General features: G+C 74.2%; 8 protein-coding genes. 4 read left to right on the forward strand and 4 right to left on the reverse strand.

The window, feature by feature from the left end:
• The first annotated feature begins 227 nt into the window (after positions 1-227).
• Positions 228-3,293 carry an esterase-like activity of phytase family protein gene (locus tag FB00_RS01390; protein ID WP_231581659.1) on the forward strand — a complete coding sequence of 1,022 codons (3,066 nt, stop codon included), beginning with the start codon at positions 228-230 and terminating at the stop codon, positions 3,291-3,293.
• A gap of 98 nt (positions 3,294-3,391) precedes the next feature.
• Here FB00_RS01390 and FB00_RS01395 read toward each other — a convergent pair whose 3' ends face one another.
• The 3 genes from FB00_RS01395 to FB00_RS01405 form a co-directional block, all read right to left on the reverse strand.
• Complete coding sequence (locus FB00_RS01395; protein ID WP_047231015.1) at positions 3,392-3,610, reverse strand: PspC domain-containing protein; 219 nt, start codon at positions 3,608-3,610, stop codon at positions 3,392-3,394.
• 97 nt (positions 3,611-3,707) lie between these two features.
• Positions 3,708-4,244: an O-acetyl-ADP-ribose deacetylase gene (locus FB00_RS01400; protein ID WP_047231016.1), complete on the reverse strand. Its 537-nt coding sequence runs from the start codon at positions 4,242-4,244 to the stop codon at positions 3,708-3,710.
• 121 nt (positions 4,245-4,365) lie between these two features.
• Positions 4,366-5,574 carry a beta-ketoacyl-[acyl-carrier-protein] synthase family protein gene (locus tag FB00_RS01405; protein ID WP_047231017.1) on the reverse strand — a complete coding sequence of 403 codons (1,209 nt, stop codon included), beginning with the start codon at positions 5,572-5,574 and terminating at the stop codon, positions 4,366-4,368.
• 216 nt (positions 5,575-5,790) lie between these two features.
• Between FB00_RS01405 and FB00_RS01410 the strand changes: the two genes are divergently transcribed.
• The 3 genes from FB00_RS01410 (at position 5,791) to FB00_RS01420 (ending at position 7,975) form a co-directional block, all read left to right on the forward strand.
• Positions 5,791-6,531: a hypothetical protein gene (locus tag FB00_RS01410; protein WP_197088708.1), complete on the forward strand. Its 741-nt coding sequence runs from the start codon at positions 5,791-5,793 to the stop codon at positions 6,529-6,531.
• Positions 6,528-7,409: an endo alpha-1,4 polygalactosaminidase gene (locus FB00_RS01415; protein ID WP_047231019.1), complete on the forward strand. Its 882-nt coding sequence runs from the start codon at positions 6,528-6,530 to the stop codon at positions 7,407-7,409. Before FB00_RS01410 ends, FB00_RS01415 begins: the two co-directional genes overlap by 4 nt.
• A 92-nt stretch (positions 7,410-7,501) precedes the next feature.
• Positions 7,502-7,975: a hypothetical protein gene (locus tag FB00_RS01420; RefSeq protein WP_156186255.1), complete on the forward strand. Its 474-nt coding sequence runs from the start codon at positions 7,502-7,504 to the stop codon at positions 7,973-7,975.
• A 46-nt stretch (positions 7,976-8,021) separates the two neighbouring features.
• Here the strand turns inward: FB00_RS01420 and hrpA are convergent, their stop codons facing one another.
• Positions 8,022-12,737, reverse strand: coding sequence for an ATP-dependent RNA helicase HrpA (hrpA, locus tag FB00_RS01425; RefSeq protein ID WP_052877348.1), 4,716 nt, complete (start codon positions 12,735-12,737; stop codon positions 8,022-8,024).
• Positions 12,738-12,780 lie beyond the last annotated feature (43 nt).

Raw genomic sequence — 12,780 nt, forward strand, 5'->3', positions numbered from 1 at the left:
GGCGGACAGCGAGTACTAGGTACTTTCGCCGTCACGATTCGGTCACGGGGCCGAAGTATCAAGTACTCCGTACCGGAAACCGTCGCTCGGGGCAACGGACGCTCTCCATCGGCCCGCACCCGTCGCCGCACACTGTTCATCCGCCCGTCACCGGGCGGTCCCGGGACGGTCGTCGTCGCGCCACCGCGGGACACCACCCTCTGCTCGACCCTCGTCGAAGGAGAGACATGTCAGTCATCCCTGAGCAGGCCCCTCGGCGGACCGCGATGCGCACCTCCGGGCGCGCACCGGCCCGCCGCGCGCGCCTCGCCGCGCTCGTCGCCACGGGCGCGACGCTCACCCTGGGGCTGGGCGCGCTGCCTGCGCTCGCCGCGGCTCCCGCGCACCCGGCCGGCGCCGCGTCCCCGACCCCGAAGACGGCGCTCGCGACGGCGGGCGCCTGGACGACGCCCGCCGCGGACGAGACGTTCCACCGCCTCGCCACGTACCCCGTGTTCCAGAACCGCCCGGCCGGCGAGGACGCCGCCGCCGAGACGGTCGCCGAGATCTCGGCGGTCAGCGAGGACGGGCGCACGGTCGTCCACACGGACGCGCTCGCGCGCCGCATCGGCTTCCTCGACATCACGGACCCGGGCGCGCCGAAGGGCCTGGGCACGCTCAGTCTCGCCGAGCTCGGCTCGGAGCACGACGAGCCGACGTCGGTCGCGATCGTCGGCGGGTACGTCCTCGTCGTGGTGGACACGTCGGTGAGCTTCACCGAGCCGAGCGGGCGCCTCGACGTCGTCGACCTCGCGACGCGCGAGCGCGTGCGGTCGCTCGACCTCGGCGGCCAGCCTGACTCGATCGCCGTCACGCCCGACGGCACGCACGCCGTCGTCGCGATCGAGAACCAGCGCGACGAGGAGTTCGCCCCCGAGGGTGGCGACGAGGGCGACCTCCCGCAGCTCCCCGCGGGCTTCCTCCAGATCCTCGACCTGCCGGGCGACGACCCGGCGGCCTGGTCGACCCGGGCCGTCGCGTTCCTCGACGAGGCCGGCGCGCCGCTGCCCGTGGTCGAGGCGGCCGGCCTCGACACCCCGCAGGACCCCGAGCCCGAGTACGTCGCGGTCAACCCGGCGGGCACCAAGGTCGCGGTGACGCTCCAGGAGAACAACGGCGTCGCCGTCGTCGACATCGCGACGGGCGAGATCGAGACCGTCTTCTCCGCGGGCGCGGTCGCCGTGTCCGGGATCGACGTGAAGAAGGACGGCGTGATCGACCAGACCGGGTCGATCCCGGCGACGCCGCGCGAGCCCGACGCGATCGGCTGGCTCGACGACGCGCACGTCGCGACCGCGAACGAGGGCGACTGGAAGGGCGGCTCGCGCGGCTGGTCGGTGTTCGACGCCGCGTCGGGCGAGGTCGTGTGGGACGCGGGCGCCGAGCTCGAGCGCCTCGCCGCCCGCATCGGCCCGCACACCGAGGACCGCGCGGCCAAGAAGGGCGTCGAGCCCGAGGGCCTGACCGTCGCGACGCTCGGCGGGACGCGCTACGCGTTCGTCGGCTCCGAGCGCTCGAACTTCGTCGCGGTCTACGACGTCTCCGACCCGAGCGCCCCGCGGTTCGTCCAGGTGCTCGCGACGACCAACGGTCCCGAGGGCCTGCTCGTCGTCCCGCAGCGCGACCTGCTCGTCGTGTCGAGCGAGGAGGACGACGCCGGTGCGGGCGTGCGGTCGGCCGTCACGGTGTTCGGGCGCGGCGCGCAGTGGGCCGACGGCGCGGGGTCGCCGCAGTTCCCGAGCGTCGTCTCCGCGGTCGCGACCGAGGGCGCGCAGGCCGGTGCCCCGATCGGCTGGGGCGCGCTCGGCGCGCTGACCGCCGACCCGACCGATCCCCAGCGCCTGTGGACGGCGACCGACGCCGCGTACTCCACGACGCAGCTCCTGTCGCTCGACGTGCGCGGCTACGGCGCGGGCTCACCGGCCGTCATCGACCGGACGGTGACGCTCACGCGGGACGGCGCCCCGGTGGGCCTCGACGTCGAGGGCGTCGCGGCCCGCGCCGACGGCGGGTTCTGGCTCGGGGTCGAGGGCGCGAAGGGCGCGGAGAACGCGATCGTGCGCGTCGACGCCGCGGGTGCGGTCGTCGAGTCCGTCGCGCTGCCCGAGGCGGTCGCCGCGGGCCTCGGCAAGCAGGGCATCGAGGGCGTCGCGGTCGCTCCGGCCGTCTCGACGGCCGACGGAGACGCGGGAGAGGCTGCGGGCGAGCAGGTGTGGGTCGCGCTCCAGCGCGGCCTGACCACCGACGACGGCGGCACGGCGGGCACTGCGCGCCTCGGCCGCTACGACGTCGCGTCGGGCACGTGGGACTGGTTCGCGTACCCGCTCGAGCGGACCACGACCGACGGCGACTGGCTGGGTCTCAGCGAGGTGACCGTCGTCGACCACGACACCCTCGCCGTGATCGAGCGCGACAAGCTCAACGGCCCCGCCGCCGCGGTGAAGCGCGTCTACGCGGTCGACGTGCCCGACGTCGCCGTCGGGACCGCGTCAGCGGCCCCGGTCGCGGTGACCAAGGCGCTGGCGCACGACGTGCTGCCCGGCCTGCGCGCCACGAACGGCTGGACGCAGGAGAAGCTCGAGGGCCTCACGGTCGGCGGCGACGGCACGGTCTGGGCCATCACCGACAACGACGGCCTCGCCGATGCCACGGGCGAGACCGTGCTCCTGAGCCTCGGTGCGGCGTCGGACGTGTTCGAGGGCCACCTCGACGGCGAGAACCCCGGCGGACCGGGCGAGCCCGGCGAGACGCCCGGCGCCGGCGAGCAGCCGCCGTCGTCCCCGCTGCACACGGTCGGCGCGGACGACCTCACCGACGCGAACCACGGCGGCGTCACTCTCTCCCCGGCGCGCGTCCGGGCGGGTGAGCAGGTCACGGCGACGGCCGAGGGCTTCGCGCCCGGCGAGTGGGTCTCCGCGACCCTCTTCTCGACGCCGGCGGACCTCGGGATGTACCGCGCCGACGCGTCGGGCACGCTCACGGCGACCGTGACGGTCCCGGTCGACGTCGCGGCGGGCGAGCACCGGTTCGCGATCGTCGGGCAGGTGGACGGGCGCGTCCTGTGGACGGAGCTCGAGGTCCTCGCGGTGGACGGCGCGGCCGGAGGGGCCGACGGCGAGGGGGCGGGCCGGCCGGACGGGCTCGCCACGACCGGCGCGCACGTCGGTGCCTTGGTGGGCCTCGCGATCGTGCTCGTCGCCGGCGGGGCGACGATCGTCGTCGCCCGGCGCCGCATGCGCGGCCTCCCGGGCTGACTGCCCGGCCCACGCCGAACCCGGGCTTGCGGGCGGTCTCGAGACCGAGACCGACCGCAATCCCGGGTTCGGCCGTCCGGGTGACCGGCGCGACCGGCTCAGTCGCGGTCGTTGGGCATGAGGGCCCAGAGGACGAGGTAGGCGATGACCTGCGGGCCGGGGAGCAGGATCGAGACCGCGGCGACGATGCGCACGACGGTCGGGTCCCACCCGAACCGGCGGGCGATCCCTGCGCACACGCCCGCGATCATCCGACCGTGGCGCGGCCGGGACAGGGTCGGCCGGAACGAGGCTGCGGAGGCGTCTGAGGTGCTCATACCTCGACGGTAGGAGCGCGCCCGTCGCGGCGGTATCGGGAAGTCCCCCGAACCGACCCTGATCCTCGGGACACGGACCCTGACCCTGACTTCTGGTTCAACGCCCGAGCGCGGCCTCGAACGCCGCCAGGGCGCGGGGCGACGCGAGCGCGAACGTCACCGCCGTGACGCCGTCGCCGGGGTCGGCGCTCGGACGGGCGGCGGACCACCCGCGCACGGCCCCGACCGCGACCCGCGCGACGTCGTCGACGTCCCAGCCGTAGACGCCCGCGCTCACGGCGGGGAAGGCGACGGTCGCGGCGCCGAGGTCGGCGGCGACGTCGAGCGAGCGCGTGAAGCACGACGCGAGGAGCGCGGGGTCGGTCTGGCCGCGGTGGCGGTTCGGCCCGACCGTGTGGACGACCCAGCGGGCGGGCAGGTCGTAGGCGCCGGTCGCGACGGCGTCGCCGACGGGCAGGCCGTCGGGGAGGGTCGTGCGCCGGATCCGTCGGCACTCCTCCAGGAGCCCGGGACCGGCGGCGGCATGGATCGCGCCGTCCACGCCCCCGCCGCCGAGCAGCGACGAGTTGGCGGCGTTGACGATCGCGTCGACCGTGAGCGTCGTGATGTCGGCGAGCCGGGCGTCGAGGTCCATGCCCCCATCGTGCCTCGCGGCGCGTCGCGACGGCCGAGCACGTCCTCACGCGCGGTCGAGCACGACCTGAAGGACGGAAAGCGCCCCAAAACGACCTTCAGGTCGTGTTCGGCGGGGGAGGTCAGTCGCGCGAGACGATCACGCTCGCGCTGTGGCCGCCGAACCCGAACGCGTTGACCAGCGCGTGCCGGGCGGTCGTCTCCCGGGCGGTGCCGCGGACGACGTCGAGGTCGATCGCCGGGTCCAGCGCGTCGAGGTTGAGCGTCGGCGGCACGCGGCCGTCGCGCACGGCGAGCAGCGCGACGAGGATGCCCAGCGCGCCGGAGGCGCCGAGCAGGTGGCCCGTCGCGCCCTTGGTGCTCGTCACGGGCGGCGGCATGCCGAGCGCGGCGTGGAGGGCGTCGGACTCGTTGACGTCGCCCACCGGGGTCGACGTCGCGTGCGCGTGGACGAGGCCGAGGTCGCCGGGGGAGAGGCCCGCCGACCGCAGGGCCATCCCGATCGTCCGGGCCTGGTTCTCGGGGTCGCCGCCGACGATGTCGAACGCGTCGGACGTCAGGGCGGCGCCGGAGACGACGCCGTGCACCGCGGCACCGCGCGCCCGCGCGTGCTCCTCGCTCTCCAGGACGAGGAGCGTCGAGCCCTCGCCCATGACGAAGCCGTCGCGGTGCGCGTCGAACGGTCGCGACGCCTGCTCGGGCTCGTCGTTGCGCGTCGACATGGCCCGCGCCGCGGCGAACGCGGCGAGGGAGAACGGCCGGACCCCCGCCTCCACGCCGCCGCACACGACGACGTCTGCCGACCCGGCGAGGATCATCTCGCGGCCCATCGTGATCGCCTCCGACCCCGCGGCGCACGCGCTGATCGGCGCCCGCGCGCCCGCCTTGGCCCCCAGGTCGATCGAGAGCCAGGCCGCCGGACCGTTGGCCATGAGCATGGTGACGGTGTGCGGCGAGACGCGCCGGGGCCCCTGCTCGTCGAGCACGTGGGACTGGTCGAGCGTCGTCGCGATCCCGCCGTTCGCCGACCCGACGACGACGGCGAGGCGCGTGGGGTCGACGTCGGGCGACCCGGCCGACGCCCAGGCCTCGCGGCCCGCGACGAGCGTGAGCTGCTCGGCCCGGTCCGTCCGGCGCACCTCGCGCACGGCGAGCCCCTCCGCGAAGGCGTCGTCCACCCGTGCCGCGATGCGCACGGGCAGGTCGGCGGCCCAGTCCTCCTTGATGGCCCGCACCCCGGGCTCGCCGCGCAGCAGCGCGTCCCAGGTGTCCTCCGCGGTGAGCCCCACGGGGGTCACCGCCCCGTAGCCGGTGACGACGGCTCGTGTCATGGTGTCCCCCTACCTGCGGGCGTCGCCCCGGCGGCGACGGTTGTGGTCGATGGGTCCCATTTCAAGACATCCGTATGGGGTTTGTCTTGTCCGACAGTGTGACAGTGCGCACGCTGTCACTCACCACGAGTGAAGCGGCGGGTCGGCGATCCGAGCGCGGCGGGTTCGCAAGGTCGCGTACGGTCGGCACACAGACGGGACATGGAGGAGCGCCAGGTGGGTCGTGCAGCGGGAGCGGTCGGCGCGGTCGTGGCCGCCGTGCTGGGGCTCGCGGGCTGCGCGACGGCGGACGGGCCGGCAGGCGGTACCGCGGGGGAGGGTTCGTACCGGTGCTGGGAGACGGTGGTCCCCGACGACGTGCTGGAGTCGGGCGTGACGGCGGACCACCTCAGCGAGGACGGGCGGGCCGCGCTCGACGGTCTCGAGGTGCCGCCGATCGACCCCGCCGAGTGGACCGTCGTCGAGGACGGAGCCGAGCGCGTCGCCCTCCTGCGCGAGCTCGACGACCCCGAGGACCTCGGCGCGGGTGACGTGCGCACGCACGAGATGCTCGTGATCGAGTGGACCGACGCGCCCAACCTCGACCCGTCGCCCACGTGGTTCCTCACCGCCGCGCAGACCTGCGCCCTGCGCGCCGACCTCGGCGAGCTCGGCACCGCGACGCTCACCCTGGACCCGGAGCACCCGCCGGTGCCCGACGCACGCGAGCTGCACCTCCTCGTCACCGAGATGGCGTGCAACGGCGGGGAGGACGCCGAGGGCCGGGTGCGGCTGTCAGCGCTCGCCGTGCGTGACGACGCCGTCGCGGTGACGGTCGGCGTCGAGCCGCGCACGGGCGAGGCGAACTGCCCGTCGAACCCGCCGACACCGTTCGTCGTCGAGCTCGACGAGGCCCTCGGCGACCGGGTCGTGCTCGACGCGTCGGTGCACCCGGCGCGGGAGGTCGTGCTGCCGTGAGCGGGGCGTGGTCCCGGGGCACGACGGCGGTCGCCGTCGTGAGCGTCGTGCTCGCGGTCTCGGGTGGGTGCGCCGTCGAGCGCACGTTCACGGACACCGCGAGCCCGCTCGAGGTGCCGGCGCCGGAGCCTCCGCCGACCGCGGGAGTCCTCGACTACCAGCTCGGCGGCGCGTACGACGAGGTCGACGCCGGTTCCGGGCCCGTGGCGCCCGACGTCGTCGTGCGGGACGCGACCGCCGAGCCCCTTCCCGGCGCGTACTCGGTCTGCTACGTCAACGGGTTCCAGACCCAGCCCGGCGAGGCCGACCGGTGGCTCGACGACCACGAGGACCTGCTCCTGCACGACGCGTCTGGTGGCCTCGTCGTCGACCCCGACTGGCCGGACGAGCACGTCCTCGACCCGTCGACCCCCGAGCAGCGCGAGGGCATCCTCGCGATCCTCGGCCCGGTCGTCACGGGCTGCGCCGACGACGGGTTCGACGCCGTCGAGATCGACAACCTCGACACGTGGACACGGTTCGACGCGATCGACGAGGACGGCGCCCACGCGCTCGCGCGCGCGTACGTCGACCTCGCGCACGACGCCGGCCTCGCGATCGCGCAGAAGAACGCCGCGGAGGTCGCGGGTGTCGCGCGCGGTGTCCTGGGGTTCGACTTCGCCGTCACCGAGGAGTGCGCGGTCTTCGACGAGTGCGCCGCCTACACCGACGTCTACGGCGACCACGTGCTCCAGGTCGAGTACCCCGACGCGCTCGACGACGCGGGTCTCACCTTCGACGACGTCTGCGCCCGCGACGACCGCGCCCCGCTCACCGTCCTGCGCGACCGCGACCTCGTCACCCCCGACGACCCCGACTACGTCTACATGACCTGTTGACCGCGATGTTGAGGAGATTCGGCCAGAAGCGTCGAGTGCAAGCAGCCGACGCGTTGTAGCGGTGCCCCCGGCGTTCTGGTGCACTGTCCGGTGTGAGCGCACAGACTCCTGCCGGAGCGGCTCTCCGGGAACTCGTTCCGGAGCTGATGGCCGGGTATGACGACATCGTGTGGCAGTTCGACGACGGATCCGACGCCCTCTGCGTCGTCATGAGCCCGGTCGGAGCGCCCGAGCGTGTCGCGCGCGTGCTCGTCCACCACGGTGAGGAGGTCTTCGCACTGCAGTTCGGTTCCCACGTAGGGGTGACGTTCGCGTATCAGCAGGACGAGAAGCCGGACGAGCTCCGCGATCGGATCGCTACCGCGGTTGCCGCGGTCCGCGGACCCAGCCGCCTCGTCCTGACCTTTGCCGGCACGACACAGACACGGAGTGAGCTCGTGCTCGCACCCGATTCGCCCGACGAGCACAGCGACGGCGTCTGGATGGAGCGGCAGACCGCCGAGCTCCTCTGGCGCGTGCGACGGCGCCGACTTCGGCGAGAGGTGCGCGACTTCCCCAGGCTCTAGCCTGCCCGCCCGTCTCCTCGCCGAGGCCACGCCAGCGATCGAGCCGTCACCAGCCGTCGGGCGTGAGCAGCTTGCGGATGCGCTTCTCGCTCACCGGGCCGTCGGTCCCGAGCTGCTGCGCGAACAGCGAGACGCGCAGCTCCTCGACCAGCCACCGCACCTCGGCCAGGTCGGCAGCGCGGACGGGGTCAGCCGGGCCCTGGGCGTAGGCGGCACGGGCGCGCTGGTACGCCTCCTCGACGTCGTGCACGCGCCACGCGAGCTCGGCGTCCCGGTTCGGGTTCGCCTGCGCCTTCTCCAGCCGGTACGACGCCGCGCGCAGGTAGCGCGTCAGGTGCGGCAGGCGCCGGGGCGGGGTCTGGGAGACGAAGCCGTCGTGGATCAGACCCGCGGCCTGGTCGCGCAGGTCGGTGAGCGTGTTGAGCAGCGCGAGGCTGTTCGACGCGCGGATCTCCGCGTCGAGGTTCCGCGACGCGGTGAGCGCCGCGACCACGTGCCCGACCACCTGGTGCACCTGGTCCTCCAGGTGCGTCCGCACGAACGCCCGCGCCGCCGCGTAGGCCTCGGCGTCGCGGATCGACGCGACGTCCGGCTGCGTGCCGTACTGCCCGCTGCCGCTGCTCGTCAGCGCGATCACCGCGGCGAGCTGGAGGTCCGCGACGAGCGCGTCCGTGTTCCGGTACGGGCTGGCCGCCATCGTGAGCGACTGCGTCCCGTTCCACCGGCTCGTGATGCGCCCGGTCTGGAGTGCCGTCTCGGACAGCAGCAGACGCCGCACGCCGCGCGCATGCTCGCGCGCCTGCGCGTTCGCGTCGGCCAGCACGCGCAGCGCGACGACCGGCTTACCCTTCGCGTCCTGCTCCTCGACGACCGCGGGATACCCCCGCACGACCACCCCACCCCCGAGGTCCGTCGACACGCTGCTGGGTAGCGTCCCGTCAATGAGGCTCGCAGGCCACGTGGTGAGCCCACTCTGCTCGGTGACGAGCACGCTCGTGGTCGGGTCCGCGGCGGCTGCCGCCGCTCGACCTGCATCTCGCCCGGGCGAGTCGGTCGCCGTGGCCACCCGCTCGCCGTCGGGCCCCGCGGCCTGGCTTCCGAGTGTCGGTGAGCCGGACGCGGAGGTGGTGGAGGGGGCGTCGGATGCGAAGGGCGTGGCGGGCCTGGCGGGAGCGCCGTGAGGAACGAGCGGCGCGGATGGTAGCCCGAGCACCGACGCCCCCTCCGCCGCCGAACCCGACCCAGAGACCGACGCACCCGACCCCGGAACCGAGCCAGAGGCCGCCTCGCGCAGAGCAGCACCCACCGCGCCCTTGACCGCTGCGCGGACCGCCGCCTGGTTGTGGGCGGCGAGGCGCCGCTGGAGGGCGAGGAGGTCCTTCGACTCGTCGAGGACCACGGACCCGCCGCGGCCGCGCGGGTCCTCGACGCGGAACGTCATGCGCAGGTGCGCGGGCAGGCGCGCCTCCTGCTCGGGGCCCCACGCGTCGTCGGGGATGACGACGTCGCGCAGCGCCCGGACGGCGCGCGTGAACGCGACGTGGAACGGCTCGGCCATGTCGCCCGCGCGGGCCATGTCCTCCCAGGTGGGCGTGTGCTCGCGGAGCCAGGCCACGACGTCGCGCGCGACGTCGGGCGCGGGCACGAGCTGGACGCGGACCGGCTTGGGCAGCGAGCGGATCGTCGCCGTGGCGAGCTCGTCGAGCAGGCCGGGGACCATCCAGTCGAACCCGTCGGGCACGACGCGGTTGAGCACGGAGATCGGGACGTGCACGGTGACGCCGTCGGCCTCGGTCCCGGGCTGGAACTGGTAGGTGAGCGGGAGCGTGAGCTCGCCCTGGGGCCAGGTCTCGGGGAACTGCGAGGTGTCGATCTGCTCGGCGTCGGGCACGAGCTGCTCGAGCGTGAAGGTGAGCAGGTCGGGGTCGCGGCGCCGCGCCGTCTTCCACCACCGGTCGAAGTGCGCGGCGGACACGACGTCGTCGGGCACGCGCTCGTCGTAGAAGTCGAACAGCACGTCGTCGTCGACGACGAGCCCGCGCTGGCGCGAGCGCGCCTCGAGCTCCTCGGCCTCCTCGAGGAGCTTGCGGTTGTCGTGGAAGAACCGGTGGTGCGTGGTCCACTCGCCCTGCACGAGCGCGTGCCGCACGAACATCTCGCGCGCGGCCTCGGGGTCGACCTTGGCGTAGAGAACCTTGCGGTCGGCGACGATCGGCACGCCGTACAGCAGCACCTTCTCGGTCGCGATCGCCGCGCCGCGCTTGGTCGACCAGTGCGGCTCGGAGTACGTGCGCCGCGCGAGGTCGCCCGCGAGGTCCTCGGCCCACTCGGGCTGGATGCGCGCGACGTCGCGCGCCCACAGCCGCGACGTCTCCACGAGCTCGCCCGCCATGATCCAGGCCGGCGGCTTCTTGCTGAGCGGCGACCCGGGGAAGATCGCGAACCGCGCACCGCGCGCGCCGGTGTACTCGTTGCGTGCCTGCTTCTGCGCGCGCCGCAGCGCCTTGGCGCGGGCCTCGCCCTTGAGGTGCGCGACCGAGGACGCCTTCACGTCGCCCGTGTCCTGCATCCCGATCTGGGAGAGCAGCCCGGACAGCAGCGCCTTGTGGATCGTGTCGCCGTCCCAGGCGCGCTTGTACGCCTGGGTGTCGGGGGTTGCGTCGGGAGCGGTGGTCGGGTCCGCGGCGGCTGCCCCCGAGGTGCTCGGGCTACCGGCCGCGCCGCGTGCGCGCGGCTTGTACGACATGTCGATGCCGAGAGGCTTGGACATCTCGCGGAGCTGGGCGACGACGTCCTGCCACTCGCGGATGCGCAGGAAGTTGAGGTACTCGGCCTTGCACAGGCGGCGGAACGCCGAGGACGAGAGCTCGTGCTGCTGCTCGCGGACGTACTCCCAGACGTTGAGGTAGGTGAGGAAGTCGGAGTGCGGGTCGGTGAAGCGCGCGTGCGCCTGGTCGGCCTGCGCGCGGACCTCGGCGGGGCGCTCGCGCGGGTCCTGGATCGACATGACGGCGGCGATGATCGCGACCTCGCGCGCGACGCCGAGCCTCGACCCCTCCCAGATCATGCGGGCGAGGCGCGGGTCCATGGGGAGCTGCGCGAGCACGCGCCCGACCTCGGTGAGGCGCGTGACGCCGTCGGACGCGGCGAGGGCGCCGAGCTCGGTGAGGAGCTGGACGCCGTCCCGGACGGCGCGCGTGTCCGGGGGCTCGACGAACGGGAAGCGCGCGACCTCGTCGGGGGTCTCGACGACGCCCACGGAGATCATCTGGAGCAGCACGGACGCGAGCGAGGTGCGCAGGATCTCGGGCTCGGTGAACTCGGGCCGGGAGACGAAGTCGTCCTCGGAGTAGAGCCGGATCGCGATGCCGTCGGCGACGCGGCCCGAGCGGCCGGAGCGCTGGTTGGCGCTCGCCTGCGACACGGGCTCGATCGGCAGGCGCTGGACCTTGGTCGCCTTGGAGTAGCGCGAGATGCGGGCGGTGCCCGGGTCGACGACGTAGTGGATGCCCGGAACGGTCAGCGAGGTCTCGGCGACGTTGGTCGCGAGCACGATGCGCCGCGACGAGTGCGCCTGGAACACGCGGTGCTGCTCGGCCGACGACAGCCGCGCGTACAGCGGCAGGATCTCGACGCGCTGCGGGTGCTTCGGGTCGGTGACGCGGTCCTTGAGGTGGCCGGTGAGCGCGTCGGCGGCGTCGTGGATCTCGCGTTCGCCCGAGAGGAACACGAGGATGTCGCCGTGCCCCTCACGCATGAGCTCGTCGCACGCGTCGACGATGCCGGTCACGAGGTCCTTCTCCTCGGCGCTCGCGCGCCCCTTCGCCTTCCCGGAGCCGGGGTCGACGTCGGGCGACAGCGGCCGGTACCGGATCTCCACCGGGTAGGTGCGGCCGGACACCTCGACCACGGGCGCGGCGTCGGGCAGCGCGTCGATCACGTAGTCCGGTGCGCCGCCCAGCGCGGCGAGGTGCGCGGGGGAGAAGTGCTGCGCGAAGCGCTCGGAGTCGATCGTCGCCGACGTGATGATGAGCTTGAGGTCGGGACGGCGCGGCAGGAGCCTCGCGAGGTAGCCGAGCAGGAAGTCGATGTTGAGGGACCGCTCGTGCGCCTCGTCGACGACGATCGTGTCGTACGCGAGGAGCTCGGGGTCGCGCTGGATCTGCGCGAGCAGGATGCCGTCGGTCATGACCTTGACGAGCGTGTCCTCGCTGGAGGTGTCGGTGAACCGCACCTGGTACCCGACGACGCCGCCCAGCTCCGTGCCGAGCTCCTCCGCGATGCGCTCGGCGACCGTGCGCGCGGCGATGCGGCGGGGCTGCGTGTGCCCGACCTGACCCTTGCGGCCACGGCCGAGCTCGAGCGCGATCTTGGGCAGCTGCGTCGTCTTGCCGGAGCCCGTCTCGCCCGCGACGATGACGACCTGGTGGTCCCGGATCGCGGCGGCGATGTCCGCGCGTCGGGCGCTGACGGGGAGCTGCTCGGGGTACGTGATGGGCGGGACCGTCACGGTCTCGCGTGCCTGTGCGGCCCGCTCGAGCTGCGCGCGGCTCACCTGCCGCGGGCCCGACGGCGTCCGCTCGCCTCGGCCGCGACGCGTCGCCGTCGTGCCGGTCGGGGTGCCCGACGCCGGGCGGTCACCCTGCCCGCGGCCGCGGCGGTTCCCGCGACGCCGGCGACCCTCGCGCGGGGTGCCCTCGGCGGCGCCGCCCTGCTGGGCAGGGCGCGCGTCAGGCTGGTTCGCTGCGGGCTCGGTACTCACGACGGTCCATTCTCTCAACCCGTCGCAACTTCATTGCTCCGAG

Source organism: Cellulosimicrobium funkei (genome assembly GCF_001019615.1).
Taxonomy (GTDB): domain Bacteria; phylum Actinomycetota; class Actinomycetes; order Actinomycetales; family Cellulomonadaceae; genus Cellulosimicrobium; species Cellulosimicrobium cellulans_E.

Coding starts and splice junctions, on each gene's coding strand:
- FB00_RS01395 (WP_047231015.1), bottom strand. CDS start 3,610: ATGAGCACCTCAGACGCCTCCGCAGCCTCGTTCCGGCCGACCCTGTCC.
- FB00_RS01390 (WP_231581659.1), top strand. CDS start 228: ATGTCAGTCATCCCTGAGCAGGCCCCTCGGCGGACCGCGATGCGCACC.
- FB00_RS01405 (WP_047231017.1), bottom strand. CDS start 5,574: ATGACACGAGCCGTCGTCACCGGCTACGGGGCGGTGACCCCCGTGGGG.
- FB00_RS01400 (WP_047231016.1), bottom strand. CDS start 4,244: ATGGACCTCGACGCCCGGCTCGCCGACATCACGACGCTCACGGTCGAC.